This is a genomic window from Solwaraspora sp. WMMA2080, from assembly GCF_027497395.1.
GTDB lineage: Bacteria > Actinomycetota > Actinomycetes > Mycobacteriales > Micromonosporaceae > Micromonospora_E.
The window spans coordinates 299,085-319,978 of sequence record NZ_CP114910.1; the positions used below are offsets into that span (position 1 = coordinate 299,085).

General features: G+C 72.6%; 15 protein-coding genes and 1 pseudogene. 12 read left to right on the forward strand and 4 right to left on the reverse strand.

Annotation, left to right across the window (positions count from 1 at the left end; all coding sequences use genetic code 11):
- Positions 1–115 precede the first annotated feature (115 nt).
- Positions 116–1,312 carry a hypothetical protein gene (locus O7543_RS01375; protein WP_281550561.1) on the reverse strand — a complete coding sequence of 399 codons (1,197 nt, stop codon included), beginning with the start codon at positions 1,310–1,312 and terminating at the stop codon, positions 116–118.
- A 375-nt stretch (positions 1,313–1,687) separates the two neighbouring features.
- Between O7543_RS01375 and hisI the strand changes: the two genes are divergently transcribed.
- The 3 genes from hisI to O7543_RS01390 are packed head-to-tail and all read left to right on the forward strand — an operon-like array spanning position 1,688 to position 4,349.
- Entirely contained in the window at positions 1,688–2,134 is a 447-nt protein-coding gene (gene hisI, locus O7543_RS01380) for a phosphoribosyl-AMP cyclohydrolase (RefSeq protein WP_281550560.1), read from the forward strand.
- Positions 2,131–3,690 (forward strand): anthranilate synthase component I, encoded by a 1,560-nt coding sequence (locus O7543_RS01385; protein ID WP_281550559.1) that lies wholly within the window; start codon positions 2,131–2,133, stop codon positions 3,688–3,690. Before hisI ends, O7543_RS01385 begins: the two co-directional genes overlap by 4 nt.
- A gap of 11 nt (positions 3,691–3,701) precedes the next feature.
- Positions 3,702–4,349 carry a Trp biosynthesis-associated membrane protein gene (locus O7543_RS01390; RefSeq protein ID WP_281550558.1) on the forward strand — a complete coding sequence of 216 codons (648 nt, stop codon included), beginning with the start codon at positions 3,702–3,704 and terminating at the stop codon, positions 4,347–4,349.
- A gap of 112 nt (positions 4,350–4,461) precedes the next feature.
- Here O7543_RS01390 and O7543_RS01395 read toward each other — a convergent pair.
- Positions 4,462–4,689 (reverse strand): annotated as a pseudogene (locus O7543_RS01395) (hypothetical protein); the annotation flags it as partial.
- A 434-nt stretch (positions 4,690–5,123) separates the two neighbouring features.
- Here O7543_RS01395 and trpC point away from each other — a divergent pair.
- From trpC to O7543_RS01420, 5 genes are all read left to right on the forward strand, one after another.
- A complete protein-coding gene (gene trpC / locus O7543_RS01400; protein ID WP_281555624.1) occupies positions 5,124–5,927 on the forward strand; it encodes an indole-3-glycerol phosphate synthase TrpC in 804 nt (267 codons plus the stop codon).
- A complete protein-coding gene (trpB, locus tag O7543_RS01405) occupies positions 5,924–7,207 on the forward strand; it encodes a tryptophan synthase subunit beta (protein ID WP_281550557.1) in 1,284 nt (427 codons plus the stop codon). Before trpC ends, trpB begins: the two co-directional genes overlap by 4 nt.
- A complete protein-coding gene (gene trpA / locus O7543_RS01410) occupies positions 7,204–8,004 on the forward strand; it encodes a tryptophan synthase subunit alpha (protein WP_281550556.1) in 801 nt (266 codons plus the stop codon). The genes trpB and trpA overlap by 4 nt, the downstream gene beginning before the upstream one ends.
- Positions 8,005–8,120: 116 nt before the next feature.
- Positions 8,121–9,437, forward strand: a complete 1,317-nt coding sequence (gene lgt / locus O7543_RS01415; protein ID WP_281550555.1) for a prolipoprotein diacylglyceryl transferase — start codon at positions 8,121–8,123, stop codon at positions 9,435–9,437.
- A gap of 44 nt (positions 9,438–9,481) precedes the next feature.
- Entirely contained in the window at positions 9,482–10,678 is a 1,197-nt protein-coding gene (locus tag O7543_RS01420) for an NAD(P)/FAD-dependent oxidoreductase (RefSeq protein ID WP_281550554.1), read from the forward strand.
- Between the two features lie 49 nt (positions 10,679–10,727).
- Here the strand turns inward: O7543_RS01420 and O7543_RS01425 are convergent, their stop codons facing one another.
- Positions 10,728–11,714 (reverse strand): GNAT family N-acetyltransferase, encoded by a 987-nt coding sequence (locus O7543_RS01425; RefSeq protein ID WP_281550553.1) that lies wholly within the window; start codon positions 11,712–11,714, stop codon positions 10,728–10,730.
- 146 nt (positions 11,715–11,860) lie between these two features.
- Between O7543_RS01425 and gltB the strand changes: the two genes are divergently transcribed.
- From gltB to O7543_RS01440, 3 genes are all read left to right on the forward strand, one after another.
- Positions 11,861–16,480 (forward strand): glutamate synthase large subunit, encoded by a 4,620-nt coding sequence (gltB, locus tag O7543_RS01430; RefSeq protein ID WP_281550552.1) that lies wholly within the window; start codon positions 11,861–11,863, stop codon positions 16,478–16,480.
- Complete coding sequence (locus tag O7543_RS01435; RefSeq protein ID WP_281550551.1) at positions 16,473–18,041, forward strand: glutamate synthase subunit beta; 1,569 nt, start codon at positions 16,473–16,475, stop codon at positions 18,039–18,041. The genes gltB and O7543_RS01435 overlap by 8 nt, the downstream gene beginning before the upstream one ends.
- 168 nt (positions 18,042–18,209) lie before the next feature.
- Positions 18,210–19,016: an SGNH/GDSL hydrolase family protein gene (locus O7543_RS01440; protein WP_281550550.1), complete on the forward strand. Its 807-nt coding sequence runs from the start codon at positions 18,210–18,212 to the stop codon at positions 19,014–19,016.
- A 79-nt stretch (positions 19,017–19,095) separates the two neighbouring features.
- On the opposite strand, the gene O7543_RS01445 is transcribed toward O7543_RS01440, so the two are convergent.
- Positions 19,096–19,869, reverse strand: a complete 774-nt coding sequence (locus tag O7543_RS01445; protein WP_281550549.1) for a hypothetical protein — start codon at positions 19,867–19,869, stop codon at positions 19,096–19,098.
- Between the two features lie 278 nt (positions 19,870–20,147).
- Between O7543_RS01445 and O7543_RS01450 the strand changes: the two genes are divergently transcribed.
- Complete coding sequence (locus O7543_RS01450) at positions 20,148–20,801, forward strand: DUF1986 domain-containing protein (protein ID WP_348650067.1); 654 nt, start codon at positions 20,148–20,150, stop codon at positions 20,799–20,801.
- Positions 20,802–20,894 lie beyond the last annotated feature (93 nt).

Genomic DNA, 20,894 nt, shown 5'->3' on the forward strand with positions numbered 1-20,894 from the left:
TGCCGCAGCGAGGTGCGGCGGACCGCCACGCCGTAACGCCGGGCTGCGGGCGCTGCGGGACGCCGACCTGTGGGTGGTGTGGGACGGGACCACCCGTCCCACACCACCCACAGGGTCAGATCGCGAGTAGCCGGTCCAGGAACTCCCGGTACTGCCGCAACGCCATCCGCATCGACTCGGTGTCCGGCGTCTCGTTGTGCCGGTGCGGGTCAAGTTCGACCTGTTCGGCCAGCAGCCGCTCGGCCAGCGTACGGACGGTGTGCCCGACCAGCGACTGAGCCTGCGCCAGGGCGACCTCCGGTTCGTCGACGAACCGGGCCTTGATCTCGTGCCACTCGTCGCGTAGCTCGTCGGCGGCGTCCTCGGTCCAGATGGTGATCGGCGGCAGCGTCACGTCACCCGGCCGCGCCGGCCGGACCGCTACCGGCTCCTCGTCGTGCCCGGCCGCCGGGCCGGTCGGCTCCTCGACTGTGGTCAGCATGGCAGCTTGCTCCTCGTCCTCGTCCTCGTCGTCGTCTTCGTCCGCATCCTCGTCTTCGTCGTCGAACTCCTCGTCGTCGTCCTCGTCGAAGCCGTCGTCGGCGGCGTAGAACAGATCGCCGGCGTCGCCGTGCGCGGTGACGGTCTCCTCGTCGTCCGCCGGGTCGTCATCCGCCCCGGCCGTCGGGCCCGACCGCTCGTCGTCAACCGGGTCGGCCTGCCCATCCGGGCCGGCGGTCGGATCCCCGTCGCCGTTCCTCTCCTGACCGGCGGCTGCGGCGTCCTGGTCGACCGGCCCGGAATCCTCCCCGTCCGACTCGGCGTCGGTCCCCGCCCGTTGCCCGGACGTCGGGTCGTCGTCCGCCTGGTCGTCTGCCTGGTCGTCCGGCTGGCCGGATACTGGTGCCGGCGGCTCGTCCTGGGCCACCGCCGTCGCGGCAGCCGGCGCGCCCCGGTCGTCGTCCTCGCCGTCGTCCTCGCCGTCGGCCGGGCCGCCCGCCGGGCCGTCGGGGTCTCCCGCTGCCCCGGCGGGCGCTGTCGCCGCGGACTCCGCCGGGTCCTGCTGAGCCGACTGCTGGTGCTCGGGTGCGTCGGGGACGGCCGCGCCGCCACCGAGCAGCTGCGTGGCGATCGGCGGCAACGGGCTCGGACCGTTGCGGTCGGCCGGCTTCGGCACGATCATCGGGATCTCCGTCGTCGCCTCGTTGATCGGGTTGTCGTCGAAGGCGGTTCGGGGCGTCGGCACCGGGGTGCCGTGCACGGGACCCGAACCTGCGCCGGTCTCCTCCGGCTTCACCGGCCCGGCGTGTGCAGGGGTGGGGGTGGGCTGCATTGCTGATCCTCCGTCCGCTTCGGCGGGGGCGACCCGGTCCCGGTGTGACCGGAGCCGTCCGCACGGGCGTGGTGCTGGGTGGTGCGCCGACTCGCTGCGCCGGCCACAGCCGACAGGCCCGGCAGACACAGACCACCGGCCCAGGTGCAGTAACCCTGAGCGGAAGGTGCGATCGGCGGGCACCGGGGCCGGGGCCCGCCGGGCAGTGGATGTGCCCGCAGACCTGGACCGTGGCGGCGCACAGCCAAGGTACTCCGGAAGCCGTACCGGCACAGCCCCCGAACCGTCGATTCCGGCCGACCGCTGTCGGGCTCACGACACCGCACGCCGGAGGCCGCGCCACAGCGGTCGGGGCGTACGGAACAATCGGGCACTGTGTCCGTACCAGATGAATCGGCAGCCGGCCCACCGACCACCGCCCGGCGGCCCGCGCCCGGCGACCCGCCGCGGAGCTCCGCGCTCGATCCCGCCGTCGCCGCCCGGCTGCGCCGCACCGCCGACGGCCTGGTCGCCGCCATCGTGCAGCGGCACGGCAGCGGCGAGGTGCTGATGATGGCGTGGATGGACGACGAGGCGCTGCACCGCACCCTCACCACCGGCCGGGCCACCTACTGGTCGCGCAGCCGGCAGGAATACTGGGTCAAGGGCGCCACCTCCGGGCACCACCAGTACGTGCGGTCGGTGCGGCTGGACTGTGACGGCGACGCGGTGCTGGTCACGGTCGAGCAGGTCGGCGCCGCCTGCCACACCGGGGCCGGTAACTGTTTCTTCGACGAGCTGCCGGTGACCGGCACCATCGCCGACCCTCAGGAGAATCGATGATCACCGGTACGGTCAGCCCGGACGAGCCGACCTTTCAGACCCTGGCCCGGCAGCGTCGGGTGGTGCCGGTCACCCGACGGCTGCTGGCCGACGGCGAGACCCCGGTCGGGGTGTACCGCAAGCTCGCCGGCGGACCCGGCACCTTCCTGCTGGAATCCGCCGAACAGGGTGCCGGGTCGGCCGGCACCGCCTGGTCGCGCTACTCGTTCATCGGGGTACGCAGCGCGGCGACGCTCACCGAGTCAGCTGGCGGTGCGCACTGGCTCGGCGATCCGCCCGACGGGGTGCCCACCGAGGGTGACCCGGTCGAGGTGCTGCGGGCGACCGTCGCCGCGTTGACCGGGCCGGCCCCGGACACCGACCCGGTCGGCGGCGGCCTGCCGCCGCTGACCGGCGGCCTGGTCGGCTACCTCAGCTACGACTTCGTCCGCCGGTTGGAGCGGATCCCCGAGCACACCGAGGACGATCTCGCGCTGCCCGAGTTCGGGTTGCTGCTCGCCACCGACCTGGTGGTGCTCGACCATTTCGACGGTACGGCGATCCTGGTCGCCAACGCGGTCCTGCCAGCGGCGGCCGACCCGGTCACTGCGGCAGCCGCCTACCACCACGCGATCGGCCGGCTCGACGCGATGACGACCGCGCTGTCCCGGCCCAACCCGCCGATGGTGTCGATGATGGACGCGCCCGCCGCGCCCGGGCCGGCGGCCCGTAGCCGCACCGCCGCGGGTGCGTACCCCAAGGCGGTCGAGGAGGCCAAGGAGGCGATCCGGGTCGGCGAGTGCTTCCAGATCGTGCTGGCTCAGCGGTTCGAGCGGGACACCTCCGCCGACCCGCTGGACGTCTACCGGGTGCTGCGGGCGACCAACCCCAGCCCGTACATGTACCTGCTGCGGTTCGACGACTTCGACGTGGTGGGCTCCTCGCCGGAGGCGCACCTCAAGGTCACCGTCACCGCCGGCGGCACCCGGCGGGCGATGCTGCACCCGATCGCCGGCACCCGGCGGCGGGGCGCCACCCCGCAGGTCGACGCCGCCCTCGCCACCGAGCTGCTCAACGATCCGAAGGAACGTGCCGAGCACGTGATGCTGGTCGACCTGGGCCGCAACGATCTCGGCCGGGTCTGCCGGCCGGGCACCGTCGAGGTGCCCGAGTTCGCCACCGTCGAGCGGTACAGCCACGTGATGCACATCGTGTCGACGGTAGTGGGCGAGCTGCGCGAGGACCGGACCGCGTTCGACGCGCTGGCGGCCACCTTCCCGGCCGGCACCCTGTCCGGTGCGCCGAAGGTCCGGGCGATGGAGATCATCGAGGAGTTGGAGCCGACCCGACGTGGCCTGTACGGCGGCACCGTCGGCTACTTCGGGTTCGGCGGCGACCTGGACATGGCGATCGCGATCCGGACCGCGCTGATCCGCCGGGGCCGCGCCTACGTGCAGGCCGGCGCGGGGATCGTGGCGGACTCGGATCCGGCCGCCGAGGAACGGGAGACGCAGAGCAAGGCAGCGGCGGTGCTGGTCGCGATCGCCGCCGCCGAGACGCTGCGTCCGGCCCGGTGACCGGTCCGGGCATGTCCGCCGCGCCGGGGCGGGCCCTCGCCGGCACCGCCGTCACCTGTCTGGCCGGAGCCGGCCTGGTGATGTACGCCGCTGGACGGGACTGGGCGGTCGAGGTGACCGGGCGTCCGGCGCCGCTGCCGGCGGTCGAGGTGGCCCGCACCGGTGCCGACGTGCTGCCGTGGCTGCCGGCCGTCGCCCTGGTCGGACTGGCCGGCACCGGCGCGGTGCTGGCCACCCGAGGGCTGGCCCGGCGGCTGGTCGGCGCGCTGCTCGCGGCACTCGGCGTGGCGCTGGCGGCCGGTGGGCTGACGGTGCTGGTCGCTGGTGCCGGTCCGACCGGTCCGACGACGGACAGCACTGTGTCGGCCCCGCAGTGGCCGGCGTCGACGGTGATCGGTGCGGTGCTGCTCGCCGCCGGTGGGCTGGTCACCGCGCTGCGCTCCCGGCACTGGCCGGCGATGGGCGCCCGGTACGAGCGAAGCCGGCCCGGTGGTGACGGGTCTGGTGGGGCGGGGCCCGGTGGTGCCGGGTCCGGTCCGGGTGCCGACGGCCGGGTGACCGGTGCGGGTGGCCGGTCTACCCGGTCGACGCTGGATGCGTGGAACGCTTTGGACCGGGGCGAGGACCCGACCGAGGACGACCTGGGCGCCGACCGGTGACGGCAGCGGTGGCGGCTTCAGCGGTGGCGGCTTCAGCGGTGGCGGCTTCAGCGGTGGCGGCTTCAGCGGTGGCGGTTGTGGTGGCTTCATCAGCGGTGTCGGGCACGTCGACGGACCGGCCGGCGGTGAGCGTGGCCACCAGCCGGCGGATCTCGTCCCGCTGGTGGGCGCGGGCCCGGTCGGCGCAGATCGCCTCCCAGGCGTTGCCCTTGGCGGTACGTACCCGGTGATCGCCGACCACGGCCCGTTCCATGGTGTGCACGACCTCGGCGGCCAGCGAGACCACGGCCCGGGGGATGGCGATCAGGTCGACATTGGCGTCCCGTGGTGTGCTGCTCATGGCGTCCCCCAGGTGGTTGCGTGGCCGGCGGCTACCGCCGACCAGTCTGCCCGAACCCATGCTGACCGGGGGCTGTTTCACAGCGGTGACCCGCAGGTCAACTATCGCCCAACGGGGCGGGCGGCACCCGTACCACCGGTGTTGATCTGCACCACAGCGGAGCCGGCACCGCCGACACGATATGATCAGTGTCGATGGGGTCCGGTGCTGCCCGGGTGGCCCGGCCCCCGGTTGGTCGTTGGCACGGTGGGTGACGCCCTTCTCACAAAAGTTGGGCATTATGCCCCAGCCCAGATGGTGAGGCGCGCCATACCCCCGACTCCGGCTCACCTGCGTCGCCACCTAGCATCGGGCGCATGACACCCGGAGAGGGGAGTCCGTTGGTGACTGCTGACCAGGAGGACAGCGCCGGACCGTCGGCGCCGGCGCTCGGAGTGCTCGACGAGATCATCGCCGGCGTCCGAGCCGAGGTACAACGCCGCGAAGGGCTGGTCCCGCTGAGCCGGATCCGTGAGCTCGCCGCCGCCGCGCCGCCGCCAATTGACGCCTGCGCAGCGCTGCGCAAGCCTGGGGTCGGGGTGATTGCCGAGGTCAAGCGGGCCTCGCCGTCCAAGGGTGCGCTGGCCGACATCCCGGACCCGGCCGACCTTGCCTCGGAGTACGCCGCCGGCGGTGCCCGCTGCATCAGCGTGCTGACCGAGCAGCGGTGGTTCGGCGGCTCACTGGACGACCTCACCGCCGTACGGGCCGCCGTCGACGTGCCGGTGCTGCGCAAGGACTTCATCGTCTCCAGCTACCAGGTGCACGAGGCCCGCGCCCACGGCGCCGACCTGGTCCTGCTGATGGTGGTAGCGCTGGAGCAGAACGTGCTGGTCGGTCTGCTGGAGCGGATCGAGTCGCTGGGCATGACCGCGCTGGTCGAGGTGCACACCGAGGAGGAGGCCGACCGGGCCCTCGAAGCCGGCGCCCAGGTCATCGGGGTCAACGCCCGTGATCTGCGCACCCTGGAGGTGGACCGGTCGGTGTTCGAACGCATCGCGCCAGGGCTGCCGAACAGTGTCGTCAAGATCGCCGAGTCGGGGGTGCGCGGGCCGCACGACCTGATCCGGTACGCGTCGGCCGGCGCCGACGCCGTCCTGGTCGGTGAGGGCCTGGTGACCCAGAAGAGCCCCCGGGACGCGGTCGCCGAGCTGGTCAACGCCGGCAACCACCCGGCGACGCCGAGGCCGGTCCGATGAACGCCCCGAACGTCACCGGCGTCGACGCGCCGGGCACCGGCGTGGGGTCCGCCGCGCTGCCCGACGACACCGGCCACTTCGGCCGCTACGGCGGACGCTTCGTCCCGGAGGCGCTGATCGCCGCCCTCGACGAGCTGGATGTCGCGTACCGCAAGGCGATGTCCGACGACGGCTTCCGGGCCGACTTCGACCGACTGCTGCGCGACTACGCCGGCACCCCGTCGCTGCTCTACCGGGCCGAGCGGCTGTCCGCGCAGGTCGGCGCGACGGTGCTGCTCAAACGGGAGGACCTCAACCACACCGGCGCGCACAAGGTGCGCAACGTGCTCGGCCAGGCGTTGCTGACCCGGCGGATGGGCAAGCCCCGGATCATCGCCGAGACCGGCGCCGGTCAGCACGGTGTGGCCAGTGCCACCGCCGCCGCCCTGCTGGACCTCGAATGCGTGGTCTACATGGGCGAGGTAGACACCGAACGGCAGGCACTCAACGTGGCCCGGATGCGGATGCTCGGCGCCACCGTGGTGCCGGTGACCACCGGGTCGCGTACCCTCAAGGACGCGCTCAACGAGGCGCTGCGTGACTGGGTGGCCAGCGTCGACCACACCCACTACCTGATCGGCACCGCCGCCGGCCCGCACCCGTTCCCGGTGATGGTCCGCGACTTCGTGCGCGGCATCGGCGACGAGGCCCGCCAGCAGTGCCTGGACAGCCTCGGCGCGCTCCCGGACGCGGTCACCGCCTGCGTCGGCGGCGGCTCCAACGCCATCGGCATCTTCCACGCCTTCGTCGGCGACGACCAGGTCCGGCTGTACGGCTTCGAGGCCGGCGGGGACGGGGTGGCCACCGGCCGGCACGCGGCCAGCATCACCGGCGGTGCCGCCGGGGTGCTGCACGGTGCCCGTACCTACCTGCTGCAGGACGACGACGGGCAGACCCTGGACTCGCATTCGATCTCGGCCGGGCTGGACTACCCGGCGGTCGGGCCGGAGCACGCCTGGCTGCACGACGCCGGCCGGGCCCGCTACCAGCCGATCACCGACGCCGAGGCGATGACGGCGTTCCAGCTGCTCTGCCGCACCGAGGGGATCATCCCGGCGATCGAGAGCGCACACGCGCTCGCCGGCACCCTGCGGATCATCCCGGAACTCACCGCCGAGCTGGGGCGCGAGCCGACCATCGTGGTCAACCTCTCCGGGCGCGGCGACAAGGACGTACACACCGCCGGCGCCTACTTCGGCATTCTCGACGGGCAGGACCGACTCGACGGGCAGGACCGATGAGCATCTCGGTGGCGTTCGACAAGGCCCGGGCCGAGGGCCGCGCCGTGCTGGTCGGCTGCATGCCGGCCGGCTTCCCCAGCGTCGACGACAGCATCGTCGCGATGCGGGCGATGGTCGACGCCGGGGTCGACGTCATCGAGGTCGAGCTGCCCTACTCCGACCCGGTGATGGACGGCCCGGTGATCCAGCGGGCCAGCGACATCGCCCTGGCCGGCGGGGTCCGCACCGCCGACGCGCTGCGGATCATCGAGGCAGTCGCCGCGACCGGCGCGCCGGTGGTGACCATGACCTACTGGAACCCGATCGAGCGGTACGGCGTCGACGCCTTCGCCCGTGACCTGGCGGCGGCCGGCGGCACCGGGCTGATCACCCCGGACCTGATCCCGGACGAGGCGGACGAGTGGCTGGCCGCCTCGGACGCGTACGGCCTGGACCGGACCTTCCTCGTCTCGCCGTCGTCGACCGACGCGCGGCTGGCGATGACCGTGCGGCACTGCCGGGGTTTCGTCTACGCCACCGCGCTGATGGGTGTCACCGGGGCCCGCGAGCAGTCGTCCGGCGCGGCACCGACCCTCGTCGGCCGACTGCGCCAGCTCACCGACCTGCCGGTCGGCGTCGGTCTCGGGGTGGGCAACGGCGCCCAGGCGGCCGAGGTCGGTTCGTTCGCCGACGGGGTGATCGTCGGCAGCGCGTTGATCCGGTGCCTGCTGGACGGGGCAGACCTGCCCGCCGGGCTGGCCGCGTTGCGGTCGCTCAGCGGTGAACTCGCCGCCGGGGTACGTGCCGTGACCCGGTGAAGCGGGTTGGGCGGCTTGGCAAAGCAGGCACCGTGACCTGGTCAGCCGGCGACACGCCTGACGCTGGCTGACCGGGGGTCACTGGTTCGGGGTCCACGACGGTAGCGTGTGCACCCGTGACACTCGCCGCGATCCCTAGCCCGGCCACCGCTGTCTGGCAACTTGGTCCGATTCCCATCCGGGCGTACGCGCTCTGCATCGTCCTCGGCATCGTGGTGGCCAGCGCGGTCACCGAGTACCGGCTCCGCCAGCGCGGGGTCCGGCCGTGGGCGGTGCTGGACATCGCCATCTGGGCGGTGCCGTTCGGCATCCTCGGTGCCCGGCTCTATCACGTCATCTCCTCGCCGCAGGCGTACTTCGGCGCCAACGGCAACCCGATCGAGGCGTTCTACATCTGGCAGGGCGGTCTCGGTATCTGGGGCGCTGTCGCCGGTGGCGCGGTCGGTGCCTGGCTGGCCGGCCGACAGCTGGGCATCCCGCTCAGCGTGATCGCCGACGCGCTCGCTCCCGGCCTGCCGCTCGCCCAGGCCGTCGGCCGGTTCGGCAACTGGTTCAACAACGAGCTGTACGGCGGCCCGACCACCTTGCCGTGGGGGCTGCAGGTGCACCAGATGGACCGCAGCAACCCCGGTCAGGCGCTGCGCGACCCGGAGGGCAACCCGGTGCTGGAGCCGGGGCTGTACCACCCGACGTTCCTGTACGAGGCGATCTGGAACGTCGGTGTCGCCGCGCTGGTGCTGCTCGCCGAACGCCGTTGGAAGCTCGGTGCCGGTCGGGCGTTCGCGGTGTACGTGGCGGGCTACACCGCCGGGCGGTTCTGGATCGAGATGATGCGGACCGACGAGGCCAACGAGATCTTCGGTGTCCGGCTGAACGTGTGGACCTCGGCGGTGGTCTTCCTGGCCGCGCTGGTCTATCTCGTCCGGGTACGCGGCCCGCAGCAGTTCCTCGTCCCGTTGGACGAGGAGGGCCGGCCGATGCCGCCCGTCGGCGGGTCGACGTCGGCCGACGCCGGCTCGGACGAGGCCGGGCCGGGCGCCGCTGGCTCGGGCTCCGCTGGCTCGGGCACCGCTGGCTCGGGCACCGCCGGGCCGGCCAAGAGCGGGGCGACCGGATCCGGGGCAGCCGGTGAGGTGTCCCAGGTCGACGTGTCGGGCAAGAAACCCGCCGCCGAGTTGGCCGCCGGCTACCGGGTGGTCACCGAGGAACAGTTCCGGCGGTACGAGAGCACCGGTGAGCTGCCGGCCGAGACCACCGCCGGGACCGGCATCGAGGCCACGTCGGCGGCCGAGATCACTCCGGCGGCCGCGACCGAGCCGGCCGCTGACCCGTCGGCCGCCGAGCCGACCGACACCGCGACCGGCACCGGCACCGACGGCGTCGCTGGAGCCGACGCCGAGACCGGTGCCGGCACCGGCAAGACCGGAAGCTGACCGCCGGTCGGCGGGCGCCGGCCGACCGGGGGAGAGGGGGCGGGATGCGTACTGCGGTCGTGGTGGGGGCGGGTATCGGCGGTCTGGCGGTCGCCGGTGCCCTGGCCCGCACCGGTTGGCGGGTCACCCTGCTGGAACGTGAGGACCGGGTCCGGTCCGACGGCACCGCCCTGGTGCTCTGGCCCAACGGTGTTCGCGCGTTGCGGGCGTTGGGCCTCGGTGCCGGGCTGGAAGCGATCGCCACCCCGGTGTCGCACACCGGGGTACGTCGCCCCGACGGGCAGTGGCTGGTGCAGCCCCGGCCGCAGCCGGAGGACCGCGCCCCCGTGGTGGTGCACCGGGAGGATCTGCACGACGCGCTGATCGCCGGTCTCGGCGAGCAGGCCGAGATCCGCACCGGGGTGACCGTGAAGGGCCTGCGGCCGGCGGTGGACCGGCCGGCGGTGACCATCGGCAGGGGCGTCGTCGAGGCCGATCTGGTGGTGGCGGCGGACGGTGTGCACAGCGCGTTGCGTCCGGCGTTGGCCCCGGGCAGTTCGGTGGTCAGCTCCGGGTGCTCGGCCTGGCGGGCGGTGATTCCCTGGTACCGGGCGCCGCAGCTGGCCGCCGGCCAGGTCGGCGGCGAGATACTCGGCGCCGGCTACCGGTTCGTCTCGGCGTCGCTGGGTGAGCGGGGTTCGGCCGGCGGCTCCAGCCGGGGCGGCATCTACTGGGTGGCGACGGCCGCCGGGGCCTCCCGCCCGGAGCCGCCGGCGACCCAGCTGACCCTGCTGCGCCGCTGGTTCGCCGGCTGGCCGGCCCCGGTGGGCGAGCTGCTCGCCGCCACCGAGCCGGCTGACCTGGTCCAGCAGGAGGTCCGCGAGCTGCGGCCGCTACCCCCGGCGTACGGGTTCCCGGTCGGGCCGGGCGGTGTGGTGCTGCTCGGTGACGCGGCACACGCGATGCCGCACCATCTCGGGCAGGGCGCCTGTCTGGCGTTCGAGGACGCGGCGACGCTGTGCGCCCTGGTGCGGGACACCGTGCCGGGTCCGGCGCTGGCTGCGGCGGTCGAGTCGTACAGCCGGTTGCGCCGGCCACGGGCGGTGGCGATGGTGCGCCAGACCCGGCGGATGGCGGCGGTGCTGTCGGCGCGGGGCCGGCTGGCGCTGCGGGCCCGGGACGCAACGCTCGGCACCATCAGCCCGCGGCTGATGGGCAGTGTGGCAGCCACCGCCGCGCAGTGGCAGCCGCCGCCGTCCTGACCGTGTTGCCCGCGGCGAGTGGGCTGGTCGCCTGCGGGGTGTGGGCCGGTCAGCCGCCGGGGTGGGCGGTGGGCTCGGCGACACAGGAGGTGCCCACCCGGCGGAAGCCGAGCCGGTGGTAGAGCATCGCCACGTCGTCGTCGCCGGCGGCCAGGAAGATCAGGTCGACGCCGGTGGCGAGCGCGTGCCGGGCCAGCGCGGCGGTGACGGCCGATGCCAGGCCCTGACGTCGGGCCGGTGCCACGGTGCCGACGCCGACGATCTCGGCGACGTCGTCGACCCGGTTGAGTGATCCGACGGCGGCCGGCTGGCCGCCGGCCGGCAGCCCGGCCAGGGCGATGGTGTGGCTGCCGTCGGCGATCGCCGACCGTTCGTGCTCGACCAGAGCGTCCGGCAGGGCCGGGTCGACGATGGTCGGGGCCGGTGGGGCGGCGGTGGCGAGCCCGCCGGAGGCCGGCGCGGGCTGCCCGGCCGGGTCCGGTGCGCCAACGCCGGGACCGCCATTGTCGACAGTGGGAAATGTCACTGTAACAATCTCGGGGGCGTCGGCGCCGACGGTCGGCAGCCCGGTGCCGGTGCCGCCGGACGGGCCGAACGCCGCCTGGGCGATGGTGAACCAGGTGGTGAGATCGGCCGCGAAGCCGAATGAGTCCGGGTCGAGCAGCCGCACCGGCCGGTCGGCGAACCGGTCAACCGGGGGCAGAGCGGTCGGGTCGAGCACCATCAGCGGAGCCTGGCGCACGCCGAGCCCGGCCGACCTGGCCACCGCCAGCAGGTCCGGGTTGATCTCGTGGATCCATCCGAAGGACTCGGGAAGGCCCAGTTCGCGCTGCCGGGCGCGTACGGTGGTGATGTCGGCGGCGGCCGGCGGTGCGGTCACGCCTACCCGGGGACGGGCGTAGAACGGCCAACCCGCCTCCTCCTTCCGCACGAAAAGTACATAGTCACCCAGCTCTTCGGGGCGGGCGGCAGCACGCGGTACGGCATCGCAGAACCGGTCCAGCCGATCGAGGAGTGCGTTCTCCTGGTTGGCCACCTTGTGAGACTACACGTCCCATACAATGGACGTGTGATCAATTCGCACTGGTGATGTCCGGTGGCCCCTCACGTAGACTCAGAAAACTCTCCAGGGCCGACGTCGTCCCGAAACCTGTTCATGCGCGAGTGACGACAGGAGGCCCGGTGGTTCTTCCGTACCCGCAGGGACCGCACCCCTGCCCGCCGCAGGCATCCCAGCCGCCGGCGCAGGGTCTCTACGACCCCGCCCACGAGCACGACGCGTGTGGTGTCTCTTTCGTGGCGGACCTCAACGGCCGCCGCTCGCACGACGTGGTGGCCAAGGGCCTGGCCGCGCTGTGCCGGCTCGACCACCGTGGTGCGCGGGGTGCGGAGCAGAACACCGGTGACGGCGCCGGCATCATGATCCAGGTCCCGGACGAGTTCCTGCGGGCCGTCGTCGACTTCGACCTGCCGCCGGCCGGGCAGTACGCCACCGGCCTGGTGTTCCTGCCCGCTGAACCGGCCGACGAGGCCCGGGTCCGCCGGATCGTCGAGAAGTACGCCCTGGTCGAGGGCGCCGACGTGCTCGGCTGGCGGGACGTGCCGGTGCAGCCGGACGGGCTCGGCGAGACCGCCGACGCCGCCCGCCCCCGGATCGCGCAGCTCTTCCTGTCCGCGCAGCGGCTGACCGACTCGGCGGCCGGCCCGGCCGGCACTCCGTTGGCCGGGCTGGACCTGGACCGGGTGGCGTTCTGCGTACGCAAGCAGGCCGAGCGGGAGAGCGCCGAGCGCGGCGTGACCGCCTACTTCCCGTCGCTGTCCGGCCGGACCATGGTCTACAAGGGCATGCTCACCCCCGACCAACTGCCCGAGTTCTACCCCGACCTGCGCGACGAGCGGGTGGCCAGCGCGATCGCCCTGGTGCACTCGCGGTTCTCCACCAACACGTTCCCGTCCTGGCCGCTGTCGCACCCGTACCGGTTCATCGCGCACAACGGCGAGATCAACACGATCCGGGGCAACAAGAACTGGATGAACGCCCGCGAGGCACTGCTCGCCACCGGTGACATCCCCGGCAACATCCGCCGGCTGTTCCCGGTCTGCACCCCGCAGGCGTCCGACTCGGCCAACTTCGACGAGGTCCTCGAACTGCTGCACCTGGCCGGGCGCAGCCTGCCGCACGCCGTACTGATGATGATCCCGGAGGCCTGGGAGAACGACCCCGGGATGGAGCCGGCGAAGCGTGACTTCTACCGCTTCCACGCCAGCTTGATGGAGCCGTGGGACGGTCCGGCCTCGGTTGCCTTCACCGACGGTGAGCTGGTCGGTGCGGTGCTGGACCGCAACGGGCTGCGGCCGGGCCGCTGGTGGCGCACCAGCGACGGCCTGGTGGTGCTGGGCAGCGAAGCCGGCGTGCTCGACCTCGACCCGGCGACCGTGATCGCCAAGGGCCGGCTGCGGCCGGGCCGGATGTTCCTGGTCGACACCGCCGCCGGGCGCATCGTCGAAGACGAGGAGATCAAGGCCGAGTTGGCCGCCGCCCACCCGTACGGCGACTGGCTGCACGCCGGGCTGATCGACCTGCGGGACCTGCCGGAGCGGGACCACATCGTCTACGCGCACGACTCGGTGCAGCGCCGCCAGCAGACCTTCGGCTACACCGAGGAGGAGCTGAAGATCCTGATCGCGCCGATGGCCCGCAAGGGCATCGAGCCGATCGGGTCGATGGGCACCGACACCCCGATCTCGCCGCTGTCCACCCGGCCCCGGCTGCTGTTCGACTACTTCCACCAGCTCTTCGCCCAGGTCACCAACCCGCCGTTGGACGCCATCCGGGAGGAGATGGTGACCAGCCTGCAGTCGACCATCGGCCCGGAGGCCAACCTGCTCGACCCGGGTCCGGCGTCCTGCCGGCAGATCGTGCTGCCGTACCCGATCATCGACAACGACGAGCTGGCCAAGATCCTGTCCATCGACGAGGACGGCGACCTGCCCGGCTTCAAGGCGGTCCGGGTCTCCGGCCTGTACCCGCTGCGTGACGGCGCCGACGGGATCAAGGCCCGGCTCACCGAGATCTGCCGGCACGTGTCCGAGGCGATCGAGGACGGCGTGCGGATCTTCGTGCTGTCGGACCGGGACTCGACCGTCGACCTGGCGCCGATCCCGTCGCTGCTGCTCACCGCCGCCGTGCACCAGCATCTGGTGCGTGAGCAGACCCGCACCCAGGTGGCGTTGCTCGTCGAGTCCGGCGACTGCCGCGAGGTGCACCACGCCGCCGTGCTGATCGGCTACGGCGCCGCCGCGGTCAACCCGTACCTGGCCTTCGAGTCGGTCGAGGACCTGATCGCCACCGGCGCGCTGGCCGGTATCACCTCCACCGAGGCGATCGGCAACTACGTCAAGGCGCTCGGCAAGGGCGTGCTCAAGATCATGTCGAAGATGGGCATCTCGACGGTCTCCTCGTACTGCGGTGCCCAGGTCTTCGAAGCGGTCGGCCTGGACCCCCGGCTGGTCGAGCGCTACTTCGCCGGCACCCCGGGCACCGTCGGCGGGGTCGGGCTGTCCGGCATCCATGCTGAAATCGCCGCCCGGCACGACCGCGCGTACCCGTCGAACAGCGCCGAGCGCTCGCACCGCCGCCTCGACGTCGGCGGCGAGTACCAGTGGCGGCGTGAAGGTGAACTGCACCTGTTCAACCCGGAGACGGTGTTCCTGCTGCAGCACGCCACCCGCTCCGGGCAGTACGACGTGTTCCGCCGCTACACCGCCACCGTCGACGGCCTGGCCGCCGAGGCCGGCTCGCTGCGTGGGCTGTTCACCCTGCGCGACGGGGTCCGCGAGCCGGTGCCGATCGACGAGGTCGAACCGGCTAGCGAGATCGTCAAGCGGTTCTCCACCGGCGCCATGAGCTACGGGTCGATCTCCGCCGAGTCGCACGAGACCCTCGCCATCGCGATGAACCGCCTCGGCGGGCGGTCCAACACCGGCGAGGGCGGCGAGGACGTCGACCGGCTCTACGACCCGGCCCGCCGTTCGGCGGTCAAGCAGATCGCCTCCGGCCGGTTCGGCGTCACCAGCGAGTATCTGGTCAACGCCGACGACCTGCAGATCAAGATGGCGCAGGGGGCCAAGCCGGGTGAGGGCGGCCAGCTGCCCGGCAACAAGGTGTGGCCGTGGATCGCCAAGACCCGTCACGCCACCCCCGGCGTCGGGCTGATCTCTCCGCCGCCGCACCACGACATCTACTCGATCGAGGACCTCGCCCAGCTGGTGCACGACCTCAAGTGCGTCAACCCGGCCGCCCGGGTGCACGTCAAGCTGGTCAGCGAGATCGGCGTCGGCACTGTCGCCGCCGGCGTCGCCAAGCTCAAGGCCGACGTCATCCTGATCTCCGGGCACGACGGCGGCACCGGTGCGTCCCCGCTGAACTCGCTCAAGCACGCCGGCACCCCGTGGGAGCTGGGCCTGGCCGAGACCCAGCAGACGCTGCTGCTGAACAAGCTGCGTGACCGGGTCACCGTCCAGGTCGACGGCCAGCTCAAGACCGGCCGGGACGTGCTGATCGCGGCGCTGCTCGGCGCCGAGGAGTACGGCTTCGCCACCGCCCCGCTGATCGTCTCCGGCTGCGTGATGATGCGCGTCTGCCACCTGGACACCTGCCCGGTCGGCATCGCCACCCAGAACCCGGTGCTGCGGGAACGCTTCACCGGCAAGCCGGAGTTCGTGGAGAACTTCTTCCTGTTCCTCGCCGAGGAGGTCCGCAGCTACCTGGCCGAGCTGGGCTTCCGGTCAATCGACGAGGCGATCGGCCGGGCCGACCTGCTGGACACCACGCCGGCCGTGGAGCACTGGAAGGCCAGGGGCCTGGACCTGTCCGCGGTGCTGCACGTGCCGGCGCTGCCGGCCGGTGCCGCGCTGCGCGGCGTCCGCGCCCAGGACCACGGTCTGGACAGGGCCCTGGACAACGAGCTGATCACCCTGGCCGGACCGGCGTTGACCGAGCGGACCCCGGTGCGGGCGTCGGTGCCGGTCCGCAACGAGCACCGCAGTGTCGGCGCGATGCTCGGCGGCGAGGTGACCCGCCGGGTCGGCGGGGCCGGGCTGCCCGACGACACCATCGAGTTCACCCTGACCGGCACCGCCGGGCAGTCGTTCGGCGCGTTCCTGCCGCGCGGGGTGACGCTGCGGCTGGTCGGCGACGCCAACGACTACGTCGGCAAGGGCCTGTCCGGTGGTCGGCTGATCGTCCGCCCGGACCCGGCGGCCCCGTTCGCGGCGCCCGGTGGCGCCGGTGCCGAGGAGCAGATCATCGCCGGCAACACCATCCTGTACGGGGCGACCGCCGGTGAGCTGTTCCTCCGCGGGCGGGTCGGCGAACGGTTCGCGGTGCGTAACTCCGGTGCGGTCACCGTCGTCGAGGGCGTCGGCGACCACGGCTGCGAGTACATGACCGGCGGTACGGTCGTCGTGCTCGGCCCGACCGGGCGCAACTTCGCCGCCGGCATGTCCGGCGGTACGGCGTACCTGTGGCGCCTCGACGAGAACCTGGTCAACCGGGAGCTGGTGGATCTGGAGCCGGTGGCCGCCGACGCCGAGCCGATGCTGCGTGAGCTGGTCGAGCGGCACTTCGCCGAGACCGACTCGGCGGTGGCTGAGGCGCTGCTCAAGCGCTGGCCGGAGGCGGTGGAGGAGTTCACCGTGGTGGTCCCGCGCGACTACCGACGGGTGCTGGAGACGATGAGGGCCGCCGAAGCCGCCGGCCGTGACGTGGATGAGGCCGTCATGGAGGTGGCTCGTGCCTGACCCGACCGGATTCCTGCGGATCGACCGGCGGCTGCCGCATCGCCGACCCGTGCCGGTGCGGATCATGGACTGGCGGGAGGTCTACCCGCCGGCCACCGATGAGCTGATCCGCGAGCAGGCGACCCGCTGCATGGACTGCGGCATTCCGTTCTGCCACGACGGCTGCCCGCTGGGCAACCGCATCCCGGACTGGAACGACCTGGTCCGTACCGGTGGCTGGGCGTCGGCGATCGAGTCGCTGCACGCCACCAACAACTTCCCGGAGTTCACCGGCCGGCTCTGCCCGGCGCCCTGTGAGGCGGCCTGCGTGCTGGGTATCGCCGGCGGCGCGCCGGTCACCATCAAGCAGGTCGAGGTGGAGATCATCAACCGGGCGGTCGGCGCCGGTCTGGTCACTCCGCATCCGGTGCCGGAGCCGTCCGGGCGGCGGGTCGCGGTGGTCGGTTCCGGCCCGGCCGGGCTGGCCGCCGCCCAGCAGCTGGCGCGCGCCGGGCACGCGGTCACCGTCTTCGAGCGTGACGACGCCATCGGCGGCCTGATGCGGTACGGCATCCCCGACTTCAAGTTGGAGAAGGAGCACATCGATCTGCGGTTGGCCCAGTTGGCGGCCGAGGGCGTGCAGTTCCGCACCGGAGTGAACGTCGGCGTCGACGTGACCGCCGAGCAGTTGCGCGCCGACCACGACGCGGTGCTGCTGGCCTGCGGGGCGCTGGCCGGCCGGGACACCCCGGCGACGCCGGGCCGGGCGCTTCGCGGGGTGCACCTGGCGATGGAGCACCTGGTCGAGTCGAACCGGGTGGTGGCGGCTGCGGCGGCGCACGCCCGCACGGCCGAGGCGGCCGGGGTGGTGGCCGTCGAGCCGCCGTCGGAGTCCGGGTCATCGCACGTGGACGGCGTACCGGTGGACCGGCCGGCGATCGACGCGGCCGGCCGGCACGTGGTGATCATCGGCGGGGGTGACACCGCCGCCGACTGCCTCGGGGTGGCGCACCGGCAGGGTGCGGCCGGGGTCTACCAGCTGGACCTCTACCCGGAGCCGCCGAGCGCCCGCGACGAGGCCCGGGACCCGTGGCCGACCTGGCCGTGGGTGCTGCGCGAGTACCCGGCGCACGAGGAGGGCGGCGAGCGGGTCTTCGCCGTCGCGGTGCAGGAGTTCGTCGACGACGGCACCGGCGCGGTACGGGCGGTCCGCATCGCCGAGGTGACGGTGACCAAGCGTGACGGCGAGCGGATCCTGACCGTGGTGCCGGGCACCGAGCGGGAGCTGCCGGCGGACCTGGTGCTGCTGGCGATCGGCTTCGAGGGCACCGAGCAGCAGCCGTTGCTGGAGCAGCTGCGGCTGGTCCGTAACCGGCGCGGGGCGATCGACTCCGACGGTGACTGGCAGACCGCCACCAAGGGGGTCTTCGTCGCCGGTGACATGCACCGGGGGGCGTCGTTGATCGTGTGGGCGATCGCCGAGGGACGGGCGGCGGCGGCCGCCATCCACTCGTACCTCGGTGGGGTGGGGGAGCTGCCGGCACCGGTGGTGCCGACGGCGCAGCCACTCGCCGCCCGCTGACCAGGACCGTTCCGTTCGGCCCTGCTGAAGATCTGCTGGTCTTCGGTGGGGCCGTTCCTCTTTCGGGGATGCGGATGTTTCGATAGCATTACCGGCTAGTAACAACCGTTACTCCCCACGGCCACGCGCGCGGCCACGAGGATCCCCCCATCCTTGTGAGGTCCGTCCATGCCCCTTCGTTCCCTGGCCCGCGCCGCCGTCGCGCTGGCCGTCACCCTCGGCGCCACCGGCGTCGGCATCGGCACGGCCACCGCTCCGGCGCACGCCGCACCCGCCGCCGTGCACTATGTCGCCCTCGGCGACTCGTTCTCCTCCGGCGTCGGCGCCGGCCCCTACGAGACGACCTGCCTGCGCAGCGACCGCTCGTACGCGCCGCTGTGGGCGGCCGCCAACGCGCCGGCCAGCTTCCGCTTCGTCGCCTGCGGCGGTGCGGTCACCGACGACGTGCTCGACAACCAGCTGTCCGCGCTCGACGCCGGCACCACGATGGTCACCATCACCATCGGCGGCAACGACGCCGGATTCGCCGACGTCGTGCTGAGCTGCCGGCTGGGCAGCGAGTCCTCCTGCGCCAGCGCGGTCGACCGGGCCGAACGGTTCGCCACCACCGAACTGCCCGGCCGGCTCGACACCACCTACGCCGCCATCCGACAGCGGGCACCGGACGCGCAGCTGATCGTGCTCGGCTACCCGCGCCTGTTCGACGAGGTCCGCTACTGCGGCCTGTTCAGCATGAGTCTGACCAAGCGGTCCATCATCAACGACGCGGCGGACCTGCTGGCCGACGTCACCGCCGCCCGCGCGTCGGCCGCCGGGGCCACCTTCGTGGACACCCGGCCGCAGTTCGCCGGGCACGGCGTCTGCGCCGGCAGCCCGTGGATCAACGACTTCTCCGCGTTGATTGCCGCGTACCACCCGAACGCCGCCGGCTACCGCGACGGCTACCTGGCCGCGCTCAACACGGTCACCGGCTGACAGGCAGTGCCGCCCACCTGACGGCGCTACGTACCTGGCGGTCCGGTCCCCGCCCGCACCACGGGGACCGGGCCGCCCGTCAGGTGGCCGCCTGGTCCCGGTTGCTGTCGCCACCGCGGTCGTCGCCGGGAGTCGTTCGGTTGCTGAGGAAGTAGGCACCGAGCGCGCCAGCCAGGGTGCCGAAGACGACGACCGAGTACGCGGCCAGAATCAGCTCCAGGCCTTGGGCGAACGGATCCCGCGCCGCCATCCGCTGACCGGTGATCGTGGTGAGCGTGACGTCGTGCAGCGCCTGCGCGTAGCTCGGATAGGAGCCGGAGACCACGAGCAGCTGGCCGGCGGCGAGGATGAGGCTCACCGTCACCGCGAAGAGCCAGGCGAGCCGGTCGGTGAGCAACCGGCCGGCGGAGCGTGAACCCCGTACCGCCGCGGTGATCGCCGCACCGGCGCGGGCCGTCCGCAAGGCCAACGCCACCCGGGCGAACCGCAGCACCGGAACGGCCAGGAAGAGCAGCTGCCACCAGTTGCGCCGCCAGAACCGGCCCGGGTGATGCCGGCCCAACCAGGCCCGCAGCGAGAATTCGGCGACGAAGACCACCCACAAGGCCCAGCTGGCCGCGCCGAGCACGGCGGCCGTCGGCGGATGGGTGGTGACGAACTGGCCGATCACCAGCAGCAGGAACAGTACACCGAGGACACCGAGCGGCTTGTCGAGACGGTCGGCGAGCCGGCGCAACATCGTGTCGCGTTCCGTGTCGTCGCGCTCGGTCTCCTCGTGCTCCGAATGGTCGCGGGTGCCGTGCCCGGTCTCCCGGCCGTCGGCGTCGGCGCCGTCGTTGTCGCCAGGTCGCATCGATCGCACTTCCGACGGTCGTCGGGACACTCTGATTACGGATACTAGGCGCATTTCGGGCTCGGCGCCGGCACTACCGTCCAATCCCGGGTGTCGACGATGCCGGTCCGGCGTCCGGCCGGCCACGCTGCAATCTATGCAGGTGAATGCGCATTGTTCATCGATACCGTCAGCGATAAGATCATTGCCGGGGGTCTTTGATGAGTGGGACGCCAGGGCTGGGTGTCCGCTCAGTGAGGAGCACCGTCTTGCGTCTCCGTCAACTATTGGTAGTGGCCGTGACGGCACTCGTGGCCGCCGTCACGACTCCGTCGACAGCCGCTGGCGCACCGCAGCAGATCATCGGCGGCGACACCGTCTTGTCAGCGCCCTGGGCAGCCGCTGTCTACAGCGACGGCTCGTTCAGATGCTCCGGCTCGATGATCGCCTCCCGCTGGGTGCTCACCGCCGAGCACTGCATCGGCGGCTCGATGTCGGTACGGGCCGGCAGTGTCCATCACGCCACCGGCGGCCAGGTGAGCGCGGTCAGCGCGACCTACTCCCAGTACGGATACCTATACGACATCGGGCTGCTGTATCTCAGCACACCGATCAGCACCACGTACGTCACGCTCGCCACCAGCGACCCGCCGGTCGGCTCGACCAACACCATCTACGGCTGGGGCCGTACCTGCCTCAACTGTCACCTGTCGCCGCAGCTCAAAACAGCCTCGGTGCAGGTGGTGTCGGTGCGGGGCCGGGACGCGTACGAGGGACCGGCGCTGCGCAGCTCCCCGGTGACCGGCATCGCCTGGCAGGGGGACTCGGGCGGTCCGCAGTTCTACAACGGACAACAGGTTGGTGTCTGCTCGAACTCCAACGGGTCGAGCTCGCAGAACTACTCCTCGGTCGCTGCCAGCCGCGACTGGATCACCTCGATCACCGGCGTCTGACCGTCGGCACCTGACCGTCCTGACCCGGCTGCCCGGCCGGCTACCGCCGCCGGCCGGGCAGCCGGGTTAACAGCGCCCGCCCGATTCGGATAG